Source organism: Chryseobacterium sp. UYP7, assembly GCF_056279225.1.
Genome location: NZ_JBWBQW010000004.1, coordinates 158,800 through 183,724, shown reverse-complemented (window position 1 = coordinate 183,724; position 24,925 = coordinate 158,800). Strand labels below are relative to the sequence as shown.

The following is a 24,925-nucleotide window of genomic DNA, read 5'->3' as shown; positions in this document are numbered from 1 at the left end:
AACCATTAAATTATAAAAATGAAAAACCATGCAAATCGCATGGTTTTTTTATGAAAAGTTAAATAAAACTACTTCGTTTCTTTTTTTACGTAATCTTTGGTGTCTTCATAACCTTCTTTTACTGCTTTTCCGCCCTTCCTAGCGGTTTTGGCGGTCCACCTTGCAGCTCTTTTTGCACTTCTTTTAGTAGCTCTCGCACCTTTTTTAGCGGTTTTTCCTGTCCATTGCGCACCATCTTTTACAGTTTCACCTGTCCATTCCGCGCCATCTTTGACTGCTGTTCCGACTGCTTTTGAATCTTTCTTCACTTCTTGTTTTAAAGTAGGTTTTGATTCCTGTGCAGAAACCGTTACTGCAAATAAAAGTATGGCTGCTAATGATAATAACTTCGTTTTCATCTTGATTAATTTTATTGTTAATACCAGCTTAATTTCACATATTAAGCCAATCAGCATCTGAAAACATTTTTAACTATAAATTAACGCTTTCCCTTTTAAAATTAATATTTTTGCAGATTCATGGCTAAAAGAAAGATTAGAAAAAGAACCACCCGAAAAATTCACAAAAATCGTAATAGACATTTTCTTCTACGACGGGAGATTTTGTTGGTGTTTCTGGCAATCGCTTTATTAGGAACTGGTTTTTATTTAAAAGAAAAAATTTCTTTCTACTATGCCATGTATTTCAATAAGTTTGAGCATAAAAAACTCTCCAATTCTGAAAAGGAAGAAAATAGGATTAATCGCATTATAGGTGATTACGCTGATAAGACTTTTGGGATAGACATGTCGCACTATCAAAGAAAAGAGGATATTACCTGGGATAGTTTAAGCGTCGGAAATCGCACGATTCCTATCGAGTTTGTCATTCTTCGCGCAACAATGGGAAACCGTTCTGCCGATAAACATTTTGATGAGTTCTGGACTTTATCTAAAAAACATGAATTGATTCGAGGCGCGTATCATTTCTACAGAGCCGATGAAGATCCCGTGATGCAGGCGAATAATTTCCTTGCCAATGTGAAATTGGAATCTGGCGACTTACCGCCAATTTTAGATATTGAGAAAATTCCGCGTCGTAAATCAACTAAAAAACTCATCGAAGATTTGAAAATCTGGTGTCGCATCGTAGAAGAAACTTATGGTGAAAAACCCATCATTTACACTTATTACCACTATTACAAGGACTTTTTACAGGGCGAATTTAATGATTACCCAATCTGGTTGGCGAATTATAACGATGTGCCGCAACCTAGCCCCGACGCAGACTGGAAAATCTGGCAATTCACAGAGAACGGAATCGTTTACGGGATCAATACCAAAGTCGATCTGAATGTTTACAATGGAAATCTCTGGTCCCTGAAAAGACTGACTTTAGACTAATAAAAAAGGATGCTCAAAAGCATCCTTTCTACAGTAAATAAAGTGGTTTTCTATTTTACCTTATCTAATAAAGCCTGCGTTTCTGCATATTCTTCATTTTCTTTCTTCGCCAACTCTATCGCTTTTGTTGCCCAGATTTTGGTGTTTACTTTATCTCCGATTTTGAAATAAAGATTAGCCACAGTATCCGTGTTGGCGTATCCTGCATCTAGTTTTACGGATTGTTTGGCCCAAATTAAAGCTTTTTCTAAAGCAACTTTATCGGTTGCATTTTCAAAAAAGTTCCAGGAAATTGAATTCAGTTCATCAGAACTAAAATTAGAAGCACTTCCATCTTTATAATATTCCATGGCCAGATTTTGATAAGCAGTTTTATCTTTTGCTGCGGCGGCAACTCTCATTTTCGATTTCAATAATAAAACTTTCACTTCATTTTCCGACATTGATTTTCTGGCTTCTGAAACATATTTTTTCTCATCGAAAACTTTTGTCGTTTTATCGTAAGACGAATTAAATAAAGCGTTCAGTTTAAAGTTCTCCAGCACTTTATTATAACTTTCTTCCGGCATCACTTTTATGAGTTCAGCTTTGCGGGAAATAAATTCCTGGTAAAGCGGCGAGTTGCTGTCTTTGGTTAATGAAAATAAATAAGAGAAATCTTCCTGAGTCAAAGGTTCTTCTTTTTTGCCAGCGAAATATTTTACTGCTGCTTTAGTCGCTAGATCTGCATCTGAAAAAGCGAAAACTTTAATTACACTTTTCAAAAATTCCGGATCTTTTTCGCCAGCTTCAAATTTGGTTTTTAATGCACCCATCTGTTTTGAAGGATCTATCGCATCTTTTCCAACTTTGATAAAACCTTCTGGATCATAATAAGAAGTAACACGGTGAATTATTTCGCCGTCTCCATTGATGAAAAGATAGGTTGGGTAAGCCCTCACGTTATATTTTTTCGCAAGTTCAATTCCTTCCCCTTTTTCCATATCAATTTTGGAGTTGATGAAATTAGCATTGTAAAACTCACCTACATTTGGTTGAGGAAAAACATTCTTTGCCATCAGTTTACAAGGTCCACACCAAGTCGTGTATGCATCTAAAAATAATAATTTGTTCTCTTTTTTCGCAATTGCCAAAAGATCTTTGAAGGATTTATTTTCCTCAAATTTCATTCCTTGGCCGTAAGTGATCACACTGAAAAATACTAATAATATCAATGATATTTTTTTCATTTATTTAAGTTTATTTGGTCGCTAATTTAAGATTTTCTCTGCAAATGATAGTAAGTCATCTTATTTTGTCTGAAGTTGAAAATTGAAAAACTCAGTGGTGAAATAAAAAGTGGTTATCAATCAAGACAACCACTTTTTAAAATTTAGAATTTTATTAATTAGATCGAAGCGAAACCTTCCATCACTTTTAATGATGCTAAAGCTTTATCAACAGAATCTTTTTGTTTTCTTACCATATCCTTCACATCTTGTGGAGCTTCTGCGTGATCTAAAACTTCTGCATATTCGTTAGAGAAAGACTCTTCTCCTCTAATACATTCATCATAAATTGCCTGGTCTCCATTCGTAAATGCATCTCTAATTGCGATCCATGTTCTGTGTAAATCTCCTGCTACACTTGTTCCTTTATCTGGCTCACCACCGTATTTAGAAATTAGCGCTTTAATTTCATGTCCGAAGTCGTAGCGGTTTTTTGCCTGATGGTCAAAATATGATTTTAATGCCGTATGCTCGATTTTTTCTCCAGCTTCTTGGTATCCTTTTTCTGCGTCGTAATTTTTTGTTAATAAATCGTTTAATAAACTAACTACTTTGTCGTTTTCCATTGTACTATTTTTTAAAATGTTATTAGGGAATTTAATGCAGAAAACATTCCAATATCTTAATTTTAGTAAGAATTAACACAGTTTAACTTACTAGAATGATTTATTCATTTTGGATCAGTTATTTTGAGTATAATGTATTTAATCAAAATTTACTTAGAAGCAAGCGCATATAAAATCGTAAAAAGACCCATTTAATTTCCTTACTTTTGCACCTTCGAAAAATCATATAGTCCAAATACATAATGAATTACATTTCTGCTGAGAATCTTACTAAGTCTTACGGTGTTAAAACTCTTTTCAAAGATATTACCTTTCATATCAACGAAGGTGATAAAATAGCGATCGTTGCCAAAAACGGTTCGGGTAAATCGACTTTGCTCAAAATTTTGATGGGGAAAGAGATTGCAGATTCCGGTACAGTTTCTATTAATAAGGACATACAGGTCGTTTTATTTGATCAGGAAATTGATTTTGAAGGCGAACTGAATGTTGAAGAATTTATGATGACTTTGGATTCTGCTCCAATTATGGCTTTGAAAAATTATCATCATGCACTTTTAAGCGAAGATCCTGATGATATGGATAAAGCGCTGAATGAAATGGAAATTCACGAAGCCTGGGATCTGGAAAATGAAATGAGTCAGATTTTAACTCAGTTGAAAATTACGGATCTTTCTTCTAAAATGAAAACACTTTCCGGTGGTCAAATTAAAAGAGTTGCTTTGGCGAAACTTTTGGTAGAAACCCGCGCTCAACATCGTCATACCTTGATTATTATGGATGAGCCGACCAATCACCTTGATGTTGATATGGTAGAATGGTTAGAAAACTATCTTTCAAAAGCGATGGTCACTTTACTTTTGGTAACACACGACAGGTATTTCTTAGATGCGGTTTGTGATACGATCTGGGAAATTGAAGATTTTAATTTATATGTTCACAACGGAAGTTACGGTACTTATTTAGAAAATAAGATCATTCGCGAAGACAATATGAATTCTACAATTGACAAAGCGCAAAACCTTTACCGCAAGGAGTTGGAATGGATGCGTCGTCAACCAAAAGCGCGAACTACGAAATCTAAATCGAGACAAAGCGATTTTTATGAAACCGAAAAAGTGGCGAAAACCGATACCAGAAAAGAAAAACTGGAACTCGATTTTGAAATGAAACGTCTTGGAACAAAGATTTTGGAATTACAAGACATCAGTAAAAGTTTTGGCGATAATTTATTATTGAAGGATTTCTCTTATCAATTTCAACGCGGCGAAAAAGTCGGAATTGTTGGTAAAAATGGTGCTGGAAAATCAACTCTTTTAAACATCATTCAAGGTTTAGAAGTTTATGACAAAGGTAAAATTGAAACCGGCGAAACCATCAAATTTGGTTATTTCGCTCAGAAAGGTTTAAAATATAAAGAAGATCAAAGAGTGATCGATTTTATTAAAGATATTTCAGAAAATTTCCCGCTGGCAAACGGAAGAACTATTTCTGCTTCTCAGTTTTTACGTCTGTTCTTGTTTGATGATCAAACACAGTATGCACCCATCTCAAAACTATCAGGTGGTGAAAAACGTCGTCTTCATTTGATGCATGTTTTGTATCAGAATCCCAACTTCCTTATTTTTGATGAGCCGACGAATGATCTGGATCTACCAACATTAACGGTTTTAGAAAATTTCCTATTGCAGTTTCAGGGGAGTTTGATCATCGTTTCTCACGACCGTTATTTCATGGATCGTATTGTTGATCACGTTTTAGCTTTTGAAGGAGACGGAGTTATTAAAGATTTCGTGGGAACTTTCTCGGAATATCGAGAAAAGAAATCTCAGGAAAAGAACAAAGAGGTCGCTACTCCGGTTGCTGAAACTCCGAAAAAAGTTGAAATAGTTCAGCCTTCTACAACAGTTGTATCAACAAAGAAATTATCTTTCAAGGAACAGCAGGAACTGAAGGATATTGATAAGGATATGCCTAAGTTAGAAAAGGAGAGAAGTGAGATTTTAGAAAAACTGAATAACGAGACTGAGTACGAGAAAATTGCGATGTACTCCAAAGATCTGGAAACGATCGCAGAAAAACTTCAACATCTTGAGATGCGTTGGTTAGAACTTCAGGATTAATCAATTCAAAGTTCCTCCTCTCAAAGAAATCTCCTTGTTGCAAGTATTTTCAATTTTATTTGAGATAACAATTTCCATTCAATATCGTGGTAGAGCCGAGTTGCAGATGGAAGTATGTAATAAATCAGTAGTTTTTCTTTTCATCTAAAGATAATTAATCGCCCTATATTATAGTCAAATATTAAAAACTGACAAAAATCAGTTTTCTATGATTTCCCTCATATTCAGTTAATTAAACTGATCTACTAGTTTTTATTTAGAATAATTCAAAATAGACTTGTCTGTTTGCGAATCGTTTTTTACTTTTGCGCTGTTATTTTAATTCAGTCTAAATAAAAACGTCCTATGAAAAAACAGATAATTTCAATTGGAGCATTGTTGATCGTTGCGTCGGTAAGCGCGCAGATGCAGTTCAAGCCCGTAAGTGATACTATTCGCATTCAGCAAATCGAAGATATAAATCTTCATAAGACCGGTAATCCAAATACCGCAAAGGCACTTTCTTCCAAATCGAATTTAACGATAATGGAAAATCCACAACCTATTGCCATCGTTACTCATGAAATCATTGAACAACAACAGGCGAAACAGCTAAGTGATGTTCTTCAAAATATAAACGGTTTATATATCACTTCTTCCCGTGGTAATTCGCAGGATAGTTTTGGTGGCCGGGGATTTAACTTCGGAAACGATAATATTTTTAAAAATGGCGCAAGAGTTAACAGTGGTGTTTTCCCAGAAGTTTCCGGCTTAGAAAGAGTTGAGGTTTTAAAAGGGGGTAATGCAATGTTATACGGAAATGTTGCCGCAGGTGGCGTTGTAAATTTAATTACAAAAAAACCGAGATTTGATTTTGGCGGAAGTGTAGGATTCAGCGCCGGAAGCTGGAATTCTTATAAGCCAACCGTAGATTTTTATGGCCCACTTTCAAAAAATGTGGCGTTCCGTGTAAATGGAGCATATGAAACTGCCGACAGTTTTAGAGATGTGGTAGAATCGCAGAAATATTATTTCAATCCTTCCTTTCTATTCAATATTGGTGAACATTCTCAGCTGATCGTTGAAGCAGATTATTTAAAAAACGACTTTACGCCGGATTTTGGAATTGGATCAATCACGAACAAAGACGGATCGTACGGCTTGAATACTTTCTTAGACCGAACTGATTTTGTAGGAGCCGACTGGCAATTTCAAAATGTAGAGCAGGCAACAACCGGAATTACTTTTAATCACCAGTTTAATGACGTATGGACTTTAAATGCAGTTGCTTCTTATCAAAATTATACGAAAGATTATTTTTCTACAGAGAGGGTACAATGGGGTTATGCATCGCCTGCAGCGACTCGCTTATCCTGGAAAAGACCTATAAACAGAACTTATGCAGAGCAAAATTATACCTCTTTGCAGATGAATTTAAATGGTGAAGTAAAAACGGGAAGTATTAATCACAAAATATTGATAGGTACTGATGGTGATTACGGAACTAATGATTCGTACACGTACAATATTTCTCAATCGCAATACGGAACAAATGGCAGCACAGATGGAACGATCTATTTAGATGATCCTTCGACCTGGGCTTCCGGAGCAATACCGACCGCTGAGAAAAAAGATAGAAACCGGATTCCGACGCAGCGGTTTGGGATTTATGCACAGGATTATATCGAACTTTCGAGCAAGTTTAAAGTGTTAGCCGGCTTAAGATGGTCTTATATTGAAAATAAAGATTCGGAAAAGAAAACGTTTGCCACAGATGAGACTGTAAATTCCTCCGGAACAGTTAATCGGGCATTTTCTCCAAAAGCAGGTTTGGTTTATATGCCGAACGACAATCTTTCTTTATTCGCAACGTACACCAATTCTTTCTCTGCAAATACAGGAAGAGATCTTAATGATCAGTCTTTAAAGCCTTCTATAATCGACCAGTTTGAAGTGGGAATGAAAAAGAATTTCTGGAATAATGCGGTTGCTTTGAACCTTTCCTTATATCAGATTGAAAACAGAAACTTCTATCAAATGGCTGAAAAAACCCTCAACGGAGGTGAAAATTCCGACAAAGATGTAAAAGAATTTGCGGGTAAAATGAGAAGCCGTGGTGTTGAATTAGATATCACCGGAAATCCTTATCCAAACTTATCTATTATCGCAGGTGCTTCTTACAATCATTCGGTTTATTTAGACACTCCTGCAGATTTTGGTTATGTAGAAAATCAAAGATTGGTGCGAACTCCGGCGACTACTGCGAATGCTTCAGTTTTCTATACTTTTACTGATTATGTGAAAGGGTTAAAATTAGGCGCAAGTGTTTATTTTGTGGGCGACAGAATTGCAGGCTGGAACGATACAAAAGCCACGAACGATGCCCGAGGTGGCGTTTCCAGACTACTGGAAGTTGAAAATTTTACAACCGCAGCCTTGTCAGTAGGATACGACTTTAAGAAATTCTCTGTCATGGGGAAAGTTGGGAACCTGTTTGATACTGTAAGTTACAACTACCACGAAAATTACTCTGTGAATCCGATCACGCCTAGAAACTACTATGTTACATTAACTTACAAACTCTAGTAAAATTTTTATCATATCAATTAAATTCATTAACATAAACAGTGGAAATTTCGGTTTCCGCTGTTCTTGTTGAAAGCAACAAATCTTTTACAAAAAAACAGAAAACGATGGCAGCAATTAAAGATACAAAGTCCTTCATGCGGATCACGCACCGTTATTTAGGGTATTTCGCAGCAGGAATTATGGCAGTTTATGCAATTAGTGGCGTAATGCTAATTTATCGCGATACTAATCTTTTAAAGAAAGAAAGCAAAACAGAGATCGTGCTGAAACCGAACATGAATGAAAAGGAGCTGGCGAAAGAAATTAAGATGCGGAATATAGAATTTAAAGCAAGTGATGGCGATCTTAAAACCTTTGAAGATGGAACCTACAACGTAAAAACAGGAGAAGCAAAATATACCAAAATGAAATTGCCTTTCGTACTGGAGAAATTTAATGAATTGCATAAATCTACATCGAAGCACCGGTACGCCTCTTTGAATACGATTTTTGGGTTAGTCCTTTTTTTCTTTGTAATATCCTCTTTCTGGATGTTTAATTTTAAGTCAAAAGCTTTCCGGCGTGGAATGATTTACGCAGGAATAGGATTTATCCTGGCTTTGATCATGGTGTTTTTCCAGTAGTTTTTTTAATATAATTAAGTGTTCAACTCTGAGTGCTTAATTTTTTTTGAATACCCATTTGATGCTAAGTATTATGGTGTCATTCGTGAAAACATTCGTGTCATTTGTGGTTAAGACTGTAAATTCACAAGTAATTTTTCCATTATTGAGAGGATGATAATTTCCAAATCTTAAGAAGGAAATGTTTGCGAATCTTCACCAACTTTCAATGATTAATTCCCTCATAAAAATCTATAATTAATTACAAATCGAGATTCTAGTCCTGATCGCAGCGGCATCCTTTTATGGAACTTCCGTGGAATAAAAGATAGAGTGGAGAGCAGGAACCCCGATTCGAAAAAAGGTAAATCTTCTTACTCCAAAAAAAACCGCCTTAAAAAATAAATTTTAAAGCGGTTCTGATAAGTTTTAGTTAAAAGTGAAATTTAACATTTACACCTCCGAAAAAGTAGGCTTTGCTTGGTCCGGGATTAATATCCGTTTTCTGGCCGGGATAATTTGAACCCGCATCACTGTCATTAATACTGTTCCCCAAGAAGAGAAAAGTGTAGTTGATCTGGCTGGTTAAGTTGTTTCCAGCAGCATAAATATCAAAATCGAATTTGCCTAAAGATTTTCTTAAGCCCAGTTTCGCATTGTACTGTGTAAATCCTTTGACCAAATTGGTGTTCTCAAAATCGGTATAAACGCCACCCAAATAAGTAAATGTGTTATTCAGATAAAGGCCGGTTTGTGACTCGAAATCCAGTCCCACTGCTACTTTATTTCGCGGCACACCTACGACGGTTTTATGGTCGTAGTTCTGAAGTTTTTTATCGATCACGGTTTTAAAATCGGTGTATTTAAAATCGTAATAAGACCAGTTCGCAAACGGACGAATGCTTTTCAGAAATCCGTTACCGGCATTGTAAACATATCCAACACTGGCTTCTAAGCCTTGATTTCGCTGGGCACCCGTGTTGGCGAAGTAAGAGTAAGCAGCATTGTTTGCAACGCTGGAAAGCTGGGTCAGTTTGTCTTTGATATTTAATCTGAAGACCGAAATCTGGTAATCAATTTTGGTGTGTTCTATCAATCCATGCACACTAAAATCCCACATTTTTGCACGCTCCGGTTTTAAATCGTCGTTAGCAGCCTGCAGGTTGGAGATAAAAGAACTGCTGGAAGTTGGTGCATTATAACCTTCGCTGTAACTTAAATTAAAGATCTGATTTCTGTAGGTTTTCTGTAAAGCAACGTGGGGCGTGAAAACTGTTTCGTATTCTTTGTTGAATGAAAAATCCTTATTATAACCGGGTAGTAAACCAGGTAAAGCCAAAAGATCTTCGCGGTCATATTTTGCGTTATTGCCACTTAATCCTGCGATCACAGTCAGATCCCAGGGTGTATAAGTCAAACGATCAACGGCAAAAAAGCTTAGACCTTGATTATAATTTTTGAAATAAGAACCTTTTGTAAATGGAGAAACCTGATTCGGAATATCATCATCGGCTCCCGTAAAGCGGTAGTTTGAAAGCAGGGAACGCGAAATGATATATTCGGCGCCAAATTCGATCCCGTTTTTAAAGTTTTCGTTGATGTCATTTTTTAAATTAAATGTTGACCGAAAACCGTAGTTCGGACTTTCGCTATTTTCCAGCGCACCTGCAGCAGCACGTTTTGCATCTAAATTAGAATAAAATAAAGACGTCGTATTAGAAAAATTGGGTAAGATCTGAAAATTATGACCGATTGAAACGCGAGAAGTAATGAATTTATTTCCGGCATTTTTCTTAGCGTAAGCGAAGTTTCCAGGATCAACTCCGGCATAATAATCTGCGTAGGAAATCTGACCAGAAACGCCTTCATTACTGTAATTTTGACTGGCATAAACCGTCATGCTCTGTTTGGTATTCAGTTTAAAATTTCCGAGAAACGCGTAATCATTCCGTAAACTGGAACCTCTCGGCCTGTAACCATCACTTTGGGTATGACCGTAATTAAACATGATAGAATAATTGTCTCCAACAGCATCAATCCGTGTGGCCGACTGCAGAAGATTGAAAGATCCGCCTGCAATTTTTTGGGAGAGAGTCACTCCTTTTTCGGTTTCGGGACGCATGTAAAAACGAGCGACACCACCAACGCCACTTCCGTACAAAGTTCCGGCAGGACCTTTAATGACTTCGATATTATTGATGAGCGAAAAATCGATCCCTTCTAAAACGGTTGTGCCATCTGCGTTGGTTAAAGGTATAGAATTTAGATAAAACTTAACGCCCCAGTTGTTAAACTTCTGGTCGTTCCCGTAGCCGCGGATCACAACGCGCTGGCCGCCAAGATTGGTTCTTTTGTCAACCTGAACTCCGGCCATCGTGTTTAAACTCTGTTCAATGTACATGGAATTATTTCGGTTGAGTTCGTAAGCGCCTAGAGTTTCTGTGCTTTGTCCGTGGCGTTTAAATTCTGCGCGTTCTTTTTTTATTTTGCTTCTGCCCTGAACCTGAACGGTGTCTATTGCCTGTTCCTGGTTTTGTGCAAAGCAGAATGTTGATGCGAATAAAGCACCAAATAATATTTTTATTTTCATATAAGATTTTTGATTGTATTTAATAATTTTTTCGGTAAAAATCATTAAAATCGGGGTGGCAGAATTTCTCTTTCAATGAAATCTGAAACCTTTGATAGTGTTTGAAAATTTAGAATTCGAGGTTGAGTTCTTGTAAGATCAGAGTAATGTTGATCTTTGTTCACCATTTCAACTCCTAATTTTTTTAATTTTTGAGGATTTAAATTTCGGGGTCTGCGACAATTTTGTTCAATGTGATTTATGGAACTGAGCTGCCGAATATCTTTTTCAATTTTGGCGAGTTTCGTTTCTTTTTGATCATGGTAGGCGAAATAAATTTTCTTTCCGTTGAGTTCTTTTATCTGAATTACATCATAAAGATCATCATTAAGAATAAATTCTTTTGAATCGAGCCATTTCGCATTAGCCAGGTCTTTTTCGGAAAACTGAATCAATTCACTTTCTTTGAATTTATTTTTGAAGATTTTGATTTTAATCTCCTGATGCACCTCATTTTTAAGATGGGTGAAAAGTGGTAAAGAGACAAATGCAAAACCAATAAATAGGATGCCGGATAAAAATAAGTAGGATTTTATTTTCAAAGTAAAAAAAGCAATTTAGTTTAAAGAAATAGTGCGCGATATAATTTGATTAGTTTAAGTCAATGTCTTACCGATTATCAAACCTTTTATTTCTAAGATGATTTGACCGCAATTTCAACTTAATTTAGGGTGAGATCAAAAAAAACAACCAAAAAACAAGAAATGAATCTTCTCTTTGGTTGTTTAAATAATGCTGAAAATTTTATTTTTTCAATAATTTCAAAGCCTTGTTGCCAGACTCTGTTTTAACCAGAATCAGGTAAAGTCCCGGTTCCAGATTGCTTACTTCTAAATTAATTTTTGAAGCAGCAGTTTTAGAAATGGTTTTAACCACTTTTCCGGAAGCGTCGTAAATTCCGACAGTCACATTACCTTTTAAAGTTGAAGGCAGATAAAGATCTGTATTTCCAACAGCAGGATTTGGTGCGATCGTATATTGAGCTTTGGCTAAATTTCCGTCATTTGTTCCAAGACTACTGGAAGGAACAAGTGATTTGATGATCCATCCGAATCTTGCTTCTGCCGGATCAGTTGTTAGACGAAAACGCACCGCAACTTCTTCTCCTGCATTAAAACTGGATGGGAAGTCTAAAACGCTCGTTTTAAATTTATCTTCAGTAACTCCATCTGCAGTAGAAACATTATTCCATTCTGGATATGAACCTTCGTCAAAGGTGCCAACAGGAACCCAGTTTACAAGGTCGGTGGAAGCTTCTACAACTGCAAAATCATAGTTGCCTTCCGTGAAAGCCATATGAGTGATGCTCTCTTTCGAATCTGAACCAACCATTATTGGAGTTCTTAGATACGTTTGATAGGTAGTTGCATTAGCATAAGGATGCCCAATATTGTTCAGTACATTGTAAGGGAATTTCGACTCTAAATTGTCAACCACAAATTTCCCTGCAGTTCCTATGTAAACATCAGAATTAGTAAATAAAGGCAGGTTAACATTTTGCGCACCTGCGTTAAAACTGATGATCTCTACATTGCTCGTATTTTTCGTAGTCTCATTAGCTCCACCATCGGATAATCCGGAAACGGATACGGTGTGAAAACCTTCGCTGAGTGTAGATGAGGTGAAGGAATAATCTGTATTGGCTGTTGTATTAGAAATAGTGGAAACATAATTTCCGTCTACATAAACCTTTAAACCTGAAATTTGAGGAGTCGTATAAGTAAAGACTGCTTTTGCCGTCATGTCATGAATTCCGGTTTGATTAATGCTTTTGATTGAAGGAGCACTAATATAGGTCGGAAGAACATAATCATCCAATTGTGGAACAGTAGCCGTCCACACTCCGCGACCATGAGTTGCGAGTACGACCTGGTTATCTACAATTTTCATATTCCACACAGATATTGGTGGAAACGCAGTAACGATATACCAGTTGGCACCTCCGTTGGTTGTTTCAAAAATCCCTACATCTGTACCTGCCCATAATACATTGGTATCAAAAGGCATTTCGAGCAAACTGTGAACAGGAACATCCGGGAAGCCGGTAACTGTTCCGGTAGAAAATCCGGTAATGTCTGTCCATGTCGCACCATAATCGCTTGTTTTTACGACTTTTGGCTGACCTGCTCCACTAAATAAAGTATAAGCCTGAGCCTCGTTCACACTTGAAGGTGACAAACCGGAAATATAAAAATTCCCTGTTGTTGGAACTGAGCCTGTCGTTTTAGCAAAGGTGTTCCCATTATCTTTTGAAACATTAACGCGGTAAGTACTCGAAGCACCACCGGAAACTACTGATCCAGCCCAAACCACATTTGGATTCGCGACCGAAACTTTCACAGTGGCATAAGATGCATTTCCTAACCACGTTCCGTTTGTTGCTGGATTGAATGTAGAAACAGTCCAGTTAGTTCCAAAATCCAGAGATCTCCAGACTCCCGTACTTGAAACGGTAAAAATTACATCAGGATTATTGTTAGCATTTGCCAGTTTAGAATAGAACGGGGATTTTGCTGATCCGTAATCAGCATTTCTAGCACTTGAAGTAGCGGTAGTTGTACCTCCATTTTTAGAAACCGCAAAATTATTGTACTGAGAACCAAAAATTAATTTTTGGGTGTCTCTATAATTCCAGAGTGCTTCAAAACCGTCGCCGCCAAGTACTGCCAAAAATGGAGATGCTGCGGTAGATGGAGCGGTTATCGTTACTGCAGAACCATTATCCTGTGCTCCAACAACGTACGCATCTACGCCTTTCTTTTTATCAGCACCATAAAACTGCGTGTTATTAAGACCTTTGGCTTTTGCTTTCCAGTCTCCCTGAGTTTCCCCCGGATTGCTTTTGTAATCCGTATAAAAAACACCACCATCATTATTTAATACCAATCTAAACTGTGCTGCGTTTGCAGGATTAACCTGTGCAATTAAACCGTGCTGATCCGGATGCACATAAGTATTCAGTTTGGTACCATCGTAACCACTTGCAATACTTAAAACTTTATAAGTATTATTTGCAGGATTTACAGTGACCTTAGCCAGATAAATACCGCCAACGTAGGCGATTGTTTTATCGGTTGGGTGTGCGGTGATGATATTATCATACCAACCCTGAGCTCCCAGTATTTCTTTACTGTCACCGGAGGCGAAAGTCTGCTCTTCGAATGTGGCACCTGCATCATTACTAACATATATTTTAGTAGTTCCGGCGGCCTCTGCGCTCAGGAAAATAGTATTATTATCTGCCGGTGAAATAGCAAGTTCTACTCTTTTTATAGTTTTTCCTGCGGAATCAAAAACTCTTGTCCAGGTTGCACCGCCATCTGTCGACTTGATCACTCCATAAGAGTTAACAGATCCATAAATAGTGCTGAAATCTGCTGTTGCTTTTAAATCCTGAACGTTAAGCGTTGTTCCCGGTCCTGTATATACTTTCGAAAAGTTGACGCCACCATCCAGACTGCGGTAAATTCCCGTAGATGTTGCAGCAAAAATTTTAGCAGCATCTGTTGGACTGACTAACAATCGACCCACACTTCCAAAAGAAGAGTTTGCCAGGTAAGTCCAGGTTTCACCTGCATCAAGTGATTTTACAATACCGGATCCTGTAATGGCATCAAGTGCATTGAAAGGTTCTCCTGTTCCCGCATAAATAATATTGGCATTGCTTGCAGAAATTGCTAAAGTACTTGTCGCCAAATTCGGAATAGAATAATCGGTGGTCGTTCTCCAGTTTAAACCTGCGTTTTCAGAGATCCACACACCGCCACCGGCTGTACCATTGTACCATTTATTAGGGTTTGTCGGCGAGGCGAGAATGCTTCTTCCTCTCCCGGGAATATTGTTTGGTCCTCTCTCCGTGAAAGTGACTCCGGGTAAAGCATAGGTACTGTTTTTGGAGGTATCATAACCAACTGCTTTTGCCTGTGCCAGCATCGGACTTTTTAGTGCTTGTTCGTGGGCTTTTTCTAAAAAGCCATATTTGTAAAGCATCTCATCACTCCCTACAGGTCTTGTAATGTTTCTGCGGTATTCAGCCATTTCAACTATTCCGCTTACTTCGCCGGGCAATCTTATCCCTTTGATTTTTCTTTCCTTTTTATCTGCTAGATCTTTGTAAACATTTTCACCAGGTTTAGAAAGATTTATCAGGATTTGCTTTCTAACCTCTATTTGTGCGTCATTATCACTCAGATTGGCAAAAATATTTTTATATTCATTTCCGGCCAAGTTAAGGTCAGATATCATTTTATCTGCAGAATTGGTTGTTGAAACCTGCGCGTTTTTTTCGTTCAGCGCTTTTTCGCGGTTGCCGGAATGCGTTTGTACGATCGGCTGACAAGATGCAAATAATGCGATTGTTCCTGCAAGTACAAATGCCCTGTAATGGTAGTTATTCTTCATAATTATTTATTTAAATCTATTAAGATTTCATTGGGTTGATGATTTTCATTAATGTCTGTAGTTTGTTGCATGACCTCGACGTAGGGAATGATCGCTAAGGTGTGATCATTTTTCCAGTAAATCTTTTCAGCAGCGATACCGGTTTCCTTTTTTACGATCATATTATCTTTGGTAGACGTAATATAATAGGTGTAAAACCTTACCGGACTGTTCTTTTTTTCTTCTACTTTAAAATGCAGGGTGTAAGAACTGTTTTTACTTAATAATTTGCTAAAATTACTTTGTGTATTCACAATTTCGTCGTTTTTGATTGATGTTTCTTTAGTGTCTTTATTGGTGCTGCAACCGGTCAGAGCGTTACTAAAGAGAAAAAAGCAAGTGCTTAAAAGCACGGAATTAAATAAAAATTTCATGTTTTAAAGATACAATTTAAGAGCATTTAATAGGATTTTTTTTTACTATATTTTCATATTTTGTATATTTTCAATAGTTATGCGGTGTATATGAATAAATCTTTGCCCGCTCGATCCTTTCAGAACTAATAAATTTTCGTCTATCTTTCTCTGCCAGCAGAAAATATTTTTATTTTTACTCATTTTCAATTTTATAAAAATTTAGATCCGATTGCCACTAAAATCATCCACCGGAATTTGCAGTGACATCTTAAGAATTTGTTACAGACTGAAAGAAGTCTGCATCACTAGCAGAAATAAAGTGAAGGAAATCGCAATGAGAATTCCAACCCATGATTCATATCCCTGCTTAAAACGGAGTCCTTTTATGAAACTTCTGTGGAATAAAGATACAGCCCGTCGACAGGCTCGAGATAAAATTAAAATCAGGTTTTTAGCTCCTGAAGAATTACCAAATTCAAAGAATAAAATGCATTTTTATCGATTGCTACATTCGAAAAAATAGTTATCTTTGCACCCTTATAAATAATCGGGACGAGTTCCCACAAAATCAAACATTTATGTCAGTAAAAATTAGATTACAAAGACACGGTAAAAAAGGAAAACCTTTCTTCCACATCGTAGTTGCCGATGCAAGAGCAAGTAGAGATGGTAAATTCATCGAAAAAATTGGTACTTACAATCCAGTTGTTAATCCTGCGGTTATCGAACTAAACATCGATTCTGCTGTAAAATGGTTAAACAACGGAGCGCAACCAACCGACACCGCTCGTGCGATTCTTTCTTACAAAGGAGTTCTTTACAAAAGACACTTACAAGGTGGAGTAGACAAAGGTGCTTTCGATCAGGCAGAAGCTGAAAACAGATTCAACGTTTGGTTAGAAGGAAAAGAGCAACAAGTTGCAGGTAAAAAAGATGGTCTTAGCAAAGCGAAAGATGATGCTAAAAAAGCAGCATTTGATGCAGAAACTAAAGTAAACCAAACTAGACTAGACGCTGCTGCAAAAGTTGAAGCTGATGCGAAAGCAGAAGAAGATGCTAAAAAAGCAGAAGTTAAAGCTGCTGCCGATGCAAAAGCTGCGGAAGCGAAAGCTGCAGAAGATGCAAAAACTGCTGAAGAAGAAGAAGCTGCAAAAGCACCCGCTGCTGAAGCAACGGAAGAGCCAAAAGAAGACAAAACAGCTGTTGAAACAGTTGCCGAAAAAGTAGGAGAAGCTGCCGCTGCTGTTGCAGGAGCTGTTGATACTGTAAAAGAAACTGTTGCTAACGTTACAGAAAAAATTACAGGAAAAGACGAAGCTGCTACCGAAGAAGGAACTGACGAAGCAAAAGCTTAATCAAAAAAACAAATCGTTATGCGCAAAGAAGATTGCTATTTTTTAGGAAAAATCACACGCAGACACGGTCTTCAGGGAAATGTATTCTTGAAATTAGATACAGATCAACCTGAAATGTACAATAAATTGGAATCAATATTCGTTGACATCAACGGATTATTGGTTCCCTTTTTTGTTGCAAGACAATCCTGGAGCAAAGGCGAAACGCTGATTATCTCCTTCAAAAATTCTACAGAAGCGGTGGTCAACCAGGCGGTGGGCAAAGATGTTTATCTTCCGCTTTCTACTTTGCCGGAACTTACGGGCAATAAATTCTACTATCACGATGTTGTAGGTTACGAGATCCGCGAAGAAGACGGTAAAAGCTGTGGCGTTATCCAATCCATCAACGATCAGACCGGTCAGCATTATTTTGTGCTGGATCTGGGCGGCAAACAAATCGTTATTCCCATTATTAGAGACTGGATCCTGGAAGTGAACCGCGAGGAGAAATTCCTTAAAATGTCTTTACCAGAAGGTTTAATGGATGTTTTCTTAATTCCATCTAAGAAAGACGAGTAGATTTTCAATTTTATTTTGGGCGACAAATTCCGTCTTCCACTCCCAATCTTTTTCTGCCCTTTCTAAATCCCCACCCAAAAAAGGATTTCCGTTCAAGCCGGGTCGCAAAAGGGATCTCTTAATCAATTTCCGTTTAATGTAATAAACAAAAAACTTAGCCTTTGCTAAGTGAAACGCCCTTGTGCCTTTCATTATTCACAACGTTAAGATAAATACCTTTGCGCTCCTTGCGTTTAAAATCATCAAAATTATCATAGCAATTCCAAATTGTACTTGTAATTACACAAAAATTTTGATTACAAATAAAATCCGTCGCAATAGGGATTTCCTAACCAACTCACTTCTATAATTACTTAAAAAAAGAATTAGCCTTTGCTGAGTGAAAAGCCTTTGCGCCCTTCTTTATTCACAACGATAAGAAAAGTATCTTTGCGTTCCTTGCGTTTAAAATCATCAAAATTATAATAGCAATTCCAAATTGCACTTGTAATTACACAAAAATTTTGATTAAAAATAAAATCCTGTCGCAAGAGGGATTTTCTTAACCAGTTCTCATTTAAAATTGTTAAAAAAAACTCTGCCTTTGCTAAGTGAAACGCCCTTGTGCCCGTCATTATTCACAACGATAATAAAAATACCTTTGCGTTCCCTGCGGTTAAAATCATCAAAATTATCATAGCAATTCCAAAATGTACTGGTAATTACACAAAAATTTTGAGTACAAATAAAATCCGGTCGCAACAGGGATTTTCTTAACCAGTTCTCATTTAAAATTGTTAAAAAAAACTTAGCCTTTGCCAAGTGAAACGCCTTTGCACCCATCATTATTGACAACGATAATAAAAATCCCTTTGCGTTCCTTGCGTTTAAAATCATCAAAATTATCATAGCAATTCCAAATTGCACTTAGATTAAAATTTTGATCACGAGAATACTGGGTTTTTGCTAAATCTTTTTCTGCAGATCTTCAATCCTTTCCAGCATTTCGTTAAAGAATTTTTTGCGGTCCCGTTGTCCCGAAAAACTCAGTGATGTTGAGTTTTTGATCTGATGTTGAAAAAAATTAAAAGCATCATCACACGTGTTTTTATCATCCGTAGAAATATATCCAAACATATTAAACGGAATAAATAATGATGATTTCTCTTCGTTTTTAAACAGAATACTGTTGTTCAAAATTAAAATATCGTGCGCATAGATCTGAAATTTGCCACTTTCGTTCTCTGCTTTTTGCTCGATGCTTTTAATTAAATCGATCAGTTCGTTCAGAATGACATAAGCAGTTTCTTTCTTTAAGATCTTGATCTCCGTATAAAAAGCAACTTGGTTCAGAATGCTTGTAATGGTGGTGTTATTCCAGATTTCTGTAACGTTCAGGTTTTCATAAAGGGTTTTTAGATCGTGCGTTTTATCGGAATGTCTTTCTATTTTAAAATCTTCAAATGGTGTTAGGAAATCTTTTTGATTAAGAAGATTCATCCAGACAAAGAGTTTAAATTTCGATAATGCGGAGTTCGAAATCGTATAGAAGAACGGAATGTCTTTCGCTGAATAGTAAACCTCCGTATCCTGATTAATTTTATAGGCTTGTAAAGATTGCAGAGCATCGTCAAAATAATTCAGCAAATCTTGGATTGTTCGGATCGGTTTGGTCTTTTTCGCTATGATCTGGTGATCCGTTTTAAGAAATTCATCCAGAGAAATCTGATAATACCCTGCTAGAATTACAGCTTCTTCAAAACTAAATTTTGCCTTTTGCGAAGTTCTTCTGTGCGCGGCATCATAACTTATATTCAGAATATTCGCGATCTCATCGTTCAATGATTTCTCTCCAATTTTTCGTCTGATCTCTTTCAATAAAAGTTCCTGATGCATTTTTGCGATTTTCACAAATGTAGAAAAAATTTTAATTCTTTTCCACATTTAGATGATTCGGTTTCTCACTTAGTTTTGACCTATAATTTAAAACAAACAGTATGAAAACGCGATTTATGGCAACAGTCAGTATACTTTTAGGAATTTTCATTTTTGGGCAGGATTTGCCCGAACCCAAACTGAAATCTCAAATAGTAACAATTAATCCATCCCAAATTCCAAAAAATACGGCAGGAATAAATGTGGGAATTCTGGATCAATACGAGAATCAAAAGATCAATGGATTCAATTTCCAACTCAATCCAATTTCTTTGATTTATCTCTTAATTCCACAAGAGATCCAAGTTCCAAAAGAAGGCAGCGGAACCGTTTCTGTAAATGGAATTCATCTATCAACCGGTGGAATGTTGGAAGGAAAAACACTTAATGGAATTGGAGTTTCCATGTATCATATCGCAGAAAAAACAAATGGAATTACGGTCAACGGTTTCAATAATAATTCGGGGAAACTCAATGGCCTGCATGTTTCTTTGATTAATAATTCTGCGGTTTCTGGTAATGGAATGTTGGTTTCTTTATCAAATACGGCAGACGATTTCTCAGGAATCCAAGTCGGCGGAAGCAACCAGAATTCAAAAGGAAAAGGTTTACAGGTCGGTATTGTAAATCGTGGTGAACATTTCAAAGGTGCTCAAATTGGGCTCGTCAATAAAAATACCAGCGGACGGTCTTTTCAGATCGGTTTCTGGAATAAGAATTCAAAAAGAACATTGCCTCTAATTAATTTTTAAAATCATGAAGATCCTGTTTATATTTCTCGGATTGTTTTTCGCCAAATCCCAAACCACAGAAAAAGACCAGAAGCTGCTTTTCGAATTGGGAACTTCCTCCGAAATTTCCCCTAAAATTACAACCCGAAATCCTGCAATCGTCTTCGGTGTTTGGTATCGTTATCCAATAGAAGAAGATTCGCGTCTGGAACTGGGCGGTCAAGTAAAAAGCGGCAATAATTATTACAAATTTGACTATGGGAAAAACGGGATTTTTTATCCCGTAGAATCAAAAGCAACCATCATTAATTTAGGTGGCAGACTCGTAAAAGAGTTAAAAATCAAAAATCAAAACTTAGACTGGGTGAGCGAATTAACTTTGAGCCTTTTGTTTTTTGACGGAACGGGCATTCCAGATGATCCAATTCCGGAACCCGTAGAAGAAAATTCTAAGACGATTATCATCGATGCAGAGGACTTTTCTACCCTGCAATTTTCACAAGGCATCAGGATCTGGAAAGGAAATTTGGGTTTTGGTCTGAAAGCGAGTTTTGCTCCGTACGGTTTATGGTACAAAAACACGATCCCTGGTCAGTTTAATGTGTTTTCCGCCGAAGCAAGTATCGCTATAAAATTGTAGAGATTTCTAAAATTCTAAATTTACAGCACATTTTTTTCAAACGATCTCGTCCTCTAAGACGAGATCGTTTGTTTAAAACTTTAAATCGACATTCACGAAGATCGTTTGTACGCTCAATTTACGGTCAAAAACGATATTAATTTACGCATAATTCTTTTCAAAAAAAATTTTTCTCCGCATCAAAAATTACGCCAATTTTTAGTAAGTTTGCATATACCGATTATGTAAAAACGGGAATTAAAATTGAATTCCCCCGACCATTTAAATATTGAATTTTAGCAAATGAGAACGACCATTAAAGAATTATTAGGAGATTATAAAAAAATACTTCATCACGACATTACCGTTCAGGGTTGGGTTCGGGCATTTCGCTCTAACCGTTTTATCGCTTTGAATGACGGCTCAACCATCAACAATTTACAGATTGTGGTTGACTTTGAAAAGTTTGATGAAGAGATCTTAAAGAACATCAGCAATGCTGCCTCCTTAAAAATTGTGGGCGAAGTTGTAGAAAGTCAGGGTGCCGGACAAAGCATAGAAATTATCGCAAAGAAAATTATTATTTTAGGCGATAACTTTACCGAGGAACGCGATAAGACGATTCTTCAACCGAAGAAGCATTCCTTAGAACTTCTACGTGAACAGGCTCATTTGCGTTTCCGTACAAATCTGTTTAGTGCTGTATTTAGAGTGCGAAGTTCAGTGAGTTTTGCGATTCATCAGTTCTTCAATCAAAACCAGTTTTTCTACATGAACACGCCGATCGTTACGGGTGCTGATGCAGAAGGTGCCGGAGAAATGTTTGGGGTAACGAACTTTGACCTTAATAATATTCCGCGCGACGAAAATGGTGATATCGATTATGAACAGGATTTTTTTGGTAAGAAAACCAATCTAACGGTTTCCGGACAGTTGAACGTAGAAACTGCGATGATGGGATTGGGTAGAGTTTATACTTTTGGTCCAACTTTTCGTGCAGAAAACTCAAATACAACGCGTCACCTTGCAGAATTCTGGATGGTAGAACCCGAAGTTGCCTTCAACAACTTAGAAGACAACATCGATCTGGCCGAAGATTTCTTAAAATATGTTATCAATTATGTTTTAGAACACTGCAAAGATGATCTGGAGTTTTTAGACAAAAGATTTGTAGATGAACAAAAACAAAAGCCGGAAAAAGACAGAGCTTCGGAAGGTTTAATAGAGAAATTGGAGAATGTTATTACGAAAAGATTTAAGAGAGTTTCTTACACAGAAGCGATTGATATTTTAAAAAATTCCAAAGAAAATAAGAAAGGAAAATTCCAGTTCCCGATCGAAGAATGGGGTGCAGATCTACAAAGTGAGCACGAACGTTACCTGGTAGAAAAACATTTTGAATGTCCGGTTGTTCTTTTTGATTATCCGAAAGATATCAAAGCGTTTTACATGAAATTGAACGAAGACGAAAAAACTGTAGCTGCGATGGATGTTTTATTCCCCGGAATTGGCGAAATCATTGGTGGTTCCCAAAGAGAAGATAAATTTGATGTTTTGAAAGCCAAAATGAAAGCGATGAATGTTGATGAACACGAACTTTGGTGGTATATGGATACCAGAAAATTTGGTTCCGTTCCGCATGCAGGTTTTGGACTTGGTTTGGAAAGATTGGTGCTTTTCGTTACAGGAATGACCAATATTAGAGATGTGATTCCTTTTCCTAGAACGCCTCACAATGCGGAGTTTTAAAATTTTAGTTAACTTTGGTTAAAATCAAAAGCTATGGAAAATTTAATTGTATATCCCGATAATCAAAAGCAATTGAATGTTTTAAAATTGCTTTTTGAAGAAATGAAAATTAGTTTTAAAAGCGAATCCAATGAAGAAAAACTGGAGGATTGGCAGAAAAATTTAATAGACGAAGGAATAAAAGATTTTGAAGAAGGCAGATTTAATTCAAGAGAAGAGGTGAATAAAAAAGCTTTGGAATGCCTGAAATAAAATGGTCTCAAAAAGCTCAGAAAGAATTAAATAACACCCTTATTTATTGGTGTGAACGTAATAAATCGGATGCTTTTTCGATGAAAATTTTAAAAGAAGTTAATATAAAACAAGATTTTTTAGAGAGAAATCCAAATTCTGGAATACCCGTTAATTACAAATCGGTATTTAAAATTCAAGTATTGAAATTCTTTTCTTTGGTTTACGAAGTGAAGAAAGATGAAATAAGGATTCTTTCCTTTTGGGACAATCAAAGAAATCCCGAAAATTTAGAAATTTAAAAAGTAATTTACTTTAATATAATACATGTTAAAACAAAACCTTCAAATGCGTCTCGGCCAGAAGTTGGCGCCGCAGCAAATTCAGTTAATGAAGCTAATTCAGCTTCATACCCTCGAATTCGAGGAAGAATTGGAGCGTGAGTTAGAAGAAAATCCAGCCCTGGAAAAAGCGGAAGAAAAAAAAGATGAAGAAGAATTTTCTTCTTTAGATGAAGGCTTTGAGGAAGAAGGTACCGAAAGCATCAGTACAGATTTTGATGTTAACGACTATATTTTCGACGATGAGCCGGCTTACAAAACAACTTCCAGCAATTATTCTGCGGATGACGAAGAGTTCGATAACCAGTCGCTTTTAACGGAAGGACAATCCTTATATGACTATCTTTTAGAGCAGATCCGTTTGGTCAACATCGACGGTGATGATTTAAAAATTGCAGAATATATCATTGGAAACCTCGATAACGACGGATATCTTCGGCGTGAAATCAAACAGATCGTAGATGATCTGGCATTTTCATTGGGAGTTTATACGACCAAAGAGATCGCAGAAGACATTTTAGAGAATTACGTTCAGAAATTAGATCCGCCCGGAGTTGGTGCACGAGGTTTACAGGAATGTCTGTTGCTGCAGATCGAGAAAAAAGTGAGTGCAGATAAAGCGGTTACTTTAGCGGCGAATGTGTTGAGAAATCAGTTCGATGCCCTAACCAACAAGCATTACAATAAAATTATTCAGAAATATGATATTGAAGAAGAAGATTTGAAAGATGCGCTGGAAGTCATTTCAAAACTTTCCCCAAAAGTTGGTGGGAACTTCGATACGCAAACAATTACCATTAATCAGGAAATTATTCCCGATTTTGTAATTCATGTAAAGGATAATGGTGAAAAAGGAGTAGAAGTTCATCCAACCTTGAATAGTAAAAATGCACCTTCATTGAGGGTTTCAGACGAGTATAAAGATATTTTAACAACTTATTCTCACGATAAAAAATCTGCAGAACATAAACAGGCTGCACTTTTTATCAAACAGAAGTTAGATGCTGCAAAGTGGTACATCGACGCTATTAACCAAAGACAGAATACATTGCTGCAAACGATTTCTGCTATCGTGAAGCTGCAGAAGAATTACTTTATTACAGGTGATGATAAATCTCTGAAACCAATGATTCTAAAAGACGTAGCAGATATTACCGGATTCGATATTTCAACAATTTCCCGCGTCGTAAAAAGCAAATATGCAGATACGCCGAACGGAATTGTTTATCTGAAAAATCTGTTTTCGGATTCTTTAACGAATGATGACGGAGAAGAAGTTTCTACGAAAGAAATTAAAACCCATTTGATGGATATAATTGATGCCGAAAGTAAAAGAAAACCTTTAACCGACGATGCACTTGTAGGACTTTTAAAAGAAAAAGGATACAATATTGCGAGACGAACCATTGCAAAATACAGGGAGCAACTCAGCATTCCGGTGGCGCGATTGCGAAAAGAATTATAAATGAGAAGGTCACTGAAAAGTGACC

At 36.8% G+C, this 24,925-nt stretch carries 20 protein-coding genes and 1 pseudogene; 12 read left to right on the top strand and 9 right to left on the bottom strand.

All coding sequences use genetic code 11. The features are described 5' to 3' along the window. Positions 1-68: 68 nt before the first annotated feature. On the bottom strand, positions 69-398 hold the full coding sequence (locus tag ACZ9HT_RS10225; RefSeq protein WP_476040386.1) for a hypothetical protein: 330 nt from the start codon (positions 396-398) through the stop codon (positions 69-71). Positions 399-518: 120 nt separating this feature from the next. Here ACZ9HT_RS10225 and ACZ9HT_RS10220 point away from each other — a divergent pair, with 120 nt between their 5' ends. Next, positions 519-1,382 (top strand): glycoside hydrolase family 25 protein, encoded by an 864-nt coding sequence (locus ACZ9HT_RS10220; RefSeq protein WP_476040385.1) that lies wholly within the window; start codon positions 519-521, stop codon positions 1,380-1,382. 50 nt (positions 1,383-1,432) lie between these two features. On the opposite strand, the gene ACZ9HT_RS10215 is transcribed toward ACZ9HT_RS10220, so the two are convergent. After that, entirely contained in the window at positions 1,433-2,611 is a 1,179-nt protein-coding gene (locus ACZ9HT_RS10215; protein ID WP_476040384.1) for a thioredoxin fold domain-containing protein, read from the bottom strand. Between the two features lie 158 nt (positions 2,612-2,769). Next, entirely contained in the window at positions 2,770-3,216 is a 447-nt protein-coding gene (locus ACZ9HT_RS10210) for a ferritin-like domain-containing protein (RefSeq protein WP_476040383.1), read from the bottom strand. 242 nt (positions 3,217-3,458) lie between these two features. Here ACZ9HT_RS10210 and ACZ9HT_RS10205 point away from each other — a divergent pair, with 242 nt between their 5' ends. From ACZ9HT_RS10205 to ACZ9HT_RS10195, 3 genes are all read left to right on the top strand, one after another. Then, complete coding sequence (locus ACZ9HT_RS10205) at positions 3,459-5,339, top strand: ABC-F family ATP-binding cassette domain-containing protein (RefSeq protein ID WP_476040382.1); 1,881 nt, start codon at positions 3,459-3,461, stop codon at positions 5,337-5,339. Positions 5,340-5,684: 345 nt separating this feature from the next. Beyond that, positions 5,685-7,904 carry a TonB-dependent siderophore receptor gene (locus tag ACZ9HT_RS10200; RefSeq protein WP_476040381.1) on the top strand — a complete coding sequence of 740 codons (2,220 nt, stop codon included), beginning with the start codon at positions 5,685-5,687 and terminating at the stop codon, positions 7,902-7,904. A gap of 107 nt (positions 7,905-8,011) precedes the next feature. Next, positions 8,012-8,530, top strand: coding sequence for a hypothetical protein (locus tag ACZ9HT_RS10195; protein WP_476040380.1), 519 nt, complete (start codon positions 8,012-8,014; stop codon positions 8,528-8,530). Between the two features lie 412 nt (positions 8,531-8,942). Here the strand turns inward: ACZ9HT_RS10195 and ACZ9HT_RS10190 are convergent, their stop codons facing one another. From ACZ9HT_RS10190 to ACZ9HT_RS10175, 4 genes are all read right to left on the bottom strand, one after another. Beyond that, a complete protein-coding gene (locus tag ACZ9HT_RS10190) occupies positions 8,943-11,099 on the bottom strand; it encodes a TonB-dependent receptor (protein ID WP_476040379.1) in 2,157 nt (718 codons plus the stop codon). Between the two features lie 44 nt (positions 11,100-11,143). Continuing rightward, positions 11,144-11,680 carry a hypothetical protein gene (locus ACZ9HT_RS10185; protein ID WP_476040378.1) on the bottom strand — a complete coding sequence of 179 codons (537 nt, stop codon included), beginning with the start codon at positions 11,678-11,680 and terminating at the stop codon, positions 11,144-11,146. Positions 11,681-11,882: 202 nt separating this feature from the next. Then, complete coding sequence (locus ACZ9HT_RS10180; protein ID WP_476040377.1) at positions 11,883-15,539, bottom strand: T9SS type A sorting domain-containing protein; 3,657 nt, start codon at positions 15,537-15,539, stop codon at positions 11,883-11,885. A 2-nt stretch (positions 15,540-15,541) separates the two neighbouring features. Continuing rightward, positions 15,542-15,952 (bottom strand): hypothetical protein, encoded by a 411-nt coding sequence (locus tag ACZ9HT_RS10175; protein ID WP_476040376.1) that lies wholly within the window; start codon positions 15,950-15,952, stop codon positions 15,542-15,544. 560 nt (positions 15,953-16,512) lie between these two features. On the opposite strand from ACZ9HT_RS10175, the pseudogene ACZ9HT_RS10170 reads away from it, so the two are divergent. After that, positions 16,513-17,127 (top strand): annotated as a pseudogene (locus ACZ9HT_RS10170) (30S ribosomal protein S16); the annotation flags it as partial. 180 nt (positions 17,128-17,307) lie between these two features. Further along, on the top strand, positions 17,308-17,850 hold the full coding sequence (gene rimM / locus ACZ9HT_RS10165) for a ribosome maturation factor RimM (RefSeq protein ID WP_476040375.1): 543 nt from the start codon (positions 17,308-17,310) through the stop codon (positions 17,848-17,850). Positions 17,851-18,402: 552 nt separating this feature from the next. Here the strand turns inward: rimM and ACZ9HT_RS10160 are convergent. Both ACZ9HT_RS10160 and ACZ9HT_RS10155 read right to left on the bottom strand, forming a co-directional pair. After that, the gene (locus ACZ9HT_RS10160) at positions 18,403-18,756 is read right to left on the bottom strand and encodes a hypothetical protein (RefSeq protein ID WP_476040374.1); all 354 of its coding nucleotides are present in this window, start codon (positions 18,754-18,756) and stop codon (positions 18,403-18,405) included. 39 nt (positions 18,757-18,795) lie between these two features. Then, positions 18,796-19,740, bottom strand: a complete 945-nt coding sequence (locus ACZ9HT_RS10155; protein WP_476040373.1) for an XRE family transcriptional regulator — start codon at positions 19,738-19,740, stop codon at positions 18,796-18,798. A gap of 101 nt (positions 19,741-19,841) precedes the next feature. On the opposite strand from ACZ9HT_RS10155, the gene ACZ9HT_RS10150 reads away from it, so the two are divergent. The 6 genes from ACZ9HT_RS10150 (at position 19,842) to rpoN (ending at position 24,900) form a co-directional block, all read left to right on the top strand. Then, the gene (locus tag ACZ9HT_RS10150) at positions 19,842-20,516 is read left to right on the top strand and encodes an LA_2272 family surface repeat-containing protein (RefSeq protein ID WP_476040372.1); all 675 of its coding nucleotides are present in this window, start codon (positions 19,842-19,844) and stop codon (positions 20,514-20,516) included. Between the two features lie 4 nt (positions 20,517-20,520). Then, positions 20,521-21,135: a hypothetical protein gene (locus ACZ9HT_RS10145; RefSeq protein ID WP_476040371.1), complete on the top strand. Its 615-nt coding sequence runs from the start codon at positions 20,521-20,523 to the stop codon at positions 21,133-21,135. Positions 21,136-21,417: 282 nt separating this feature from the next. After that, a complete protein-coding gene (gene asnS / locus ACZ9HT_RS10140; RefSeq protein WP_476040370.1) occupies positions 21,418-22,863 on the top strand; it encodes an asparagine--tRNA ligase in 1,446 nt (481 codons plus the stop codon). 33 nt (positions 22,864-22,896) lie between these two features. Further along, entirely contained in the window at positions 22,897-23,115 is a 219-nt protein-coding gene (locus ACZ9HT_RS10135) for a hypothetical protein (protein WP_476040369.1), read from the top strand. Next, on the top strand, positions 23,103-23,396 hold the full coding sequence (locus ACZ9HT_RS10130; RefSeq protein ID WP_476040368.1) for a type II toxin-antitoxin system RelE/ParE family toxin: 294 nt from the start codon (positions 23,103-23,105) through the stop codon (positions 23,394-23,396). The genes ACZ9HT_RS10135 and ACZ9HT_RS10130 overlap by 13 nt, the downstream gene beginning before the upstream one ends. Positions 23,397-23,421: 25 nt before the next feature. Further along, entirely contained in the window at positions 23,422-24,900 is a 1,479-nt protein-coding gene (gene rpoN, locus ACZ9HT_RS10125) for an RNA polymerase factor sigma-54 (protein ID WP_476040367.1), read from the top strand. The last annotated feature ends 25 nt before the right edge of the window (positions 24,901-24,925 follow it).

Bases quoted from the DNA above. Each gene is read 5' to 3' on its own strand.
- ACZ9HT_RS10225 (WP_476040386.1), bottom strand. From the start codon at position 398: ATGAAAACGAAGTTATTATCATTAGCAGCCATACTTTTATTTGCAGTA.
- ACZ9HT_RS10220 (WP_476040385.1), top strand. From the start codon at position 519: ATGGCTAAAAGAAAGATTAGAAAAAGAACCACCCGAAAAATTCACAAA.
- ACZ9HT_RS10215 (WP_476040384.1), bottom strand. From the start codon at position 2,611: ATGAAAAAAATATCATTGATATTATTAGTATTTTTCAGTGTGATCACT.
- ACZ9HT_RS10210 (WP_476040383.1), bottom strand. From the start codon at position 3,216: ATGGAAAACGACAAAGTAGTTAGTTTATTAAACGATTTATTAACAAAA.
- ACZ9HT_RS10205 (WP_476040382.1), top strand. From the start codon at position 3,459: ATGAATTACATTTCTGCTGAGAATCTTACTAAGTCTTACGGTGTTAAA.
- ACZ9HT_RS10200 (WP_476040381.1), top strand. From the start codon at position 5,685: ATGAAAAAACAGATAATTTCAATTGGAGCATTGTTGATCGTTGCGTCG.
- ACZ9HT_RS10195 (WP_476040380.1), top strand. From the start codon at position 8,012: ATGGCAGCAATTAAAGATACAAAGTCCTTCATGCGGATCACGCACCGT.
- ACZ9HT_RS10190 (WP_476040379.1), bottom strand. From the start codon at position 11,099: ATGAAAATAAAAATATTATTTGGTGCTTTATTCGCATCAACATTCTGC.
- ACZ9HT_RS10180 (WP_476040377.1), bottom strand. From the start codon at position 15,539: ATGAAGAATAACTACCATTACAGGGCATTTGTACTTGCAGGAACAATC.
- ACZ9HT_RS10175 (WP_476040376.1), bottom strand. From the start codon at position 15,952: ATGAAATTTTTATTTAATTCCGTGCTTTTAAGCACTTGCTTTTTTCTC.
- rimM (WP_476040375.1), top strand. From the start codon at position 17,308: ATGCGCAAAGAAGATTGCTATTTTTTAGGAAAAATCACACGCAGACAC.
- ACZ9HT_RS10150 (WP_476040372.1), top strand. From the start codon at position 19,842: ATGGCAACAGTCAGTATACTTTTAGGAATTTTCATTTTTGGGCAGGAT.
- ACZ9HT_RS10145 (WP_476040371.1), top strand. From the start codon at position 20,521: ATGAAGATCCTGTTTATATTTCTCGGATTGTTTTTCGCCAAATCCCAA.
- asnS (WP_476040370.1), top strand. From the start codon at position 21,418: ATGAGAACGACCATTAAAGAATTATTAGGAGATTATAAAAAAATACTT.
- ACZ9HT_RS10135 (WP_476040369.1), top strand. From the start codon at position 22,897: ATGGAAAATTTAATTGTATATCCCGATAATCAAAAGCAATTGAATGTT.
- ACZ9HT_RS10130 (WP_476040368.1), top strand. From the start codon at position 23,103: ATGCCTGAAATAAAATGGTCTCAAAAAGCTCAGAAAGAATTAAATAAC.
- rpoN (WP_476040367.1), top strand. From the start codon at position 23,422: ATGTTAAAACAAAACCTTCAAATGCGTCTCGGCCAGAAGTTGGCGCCG.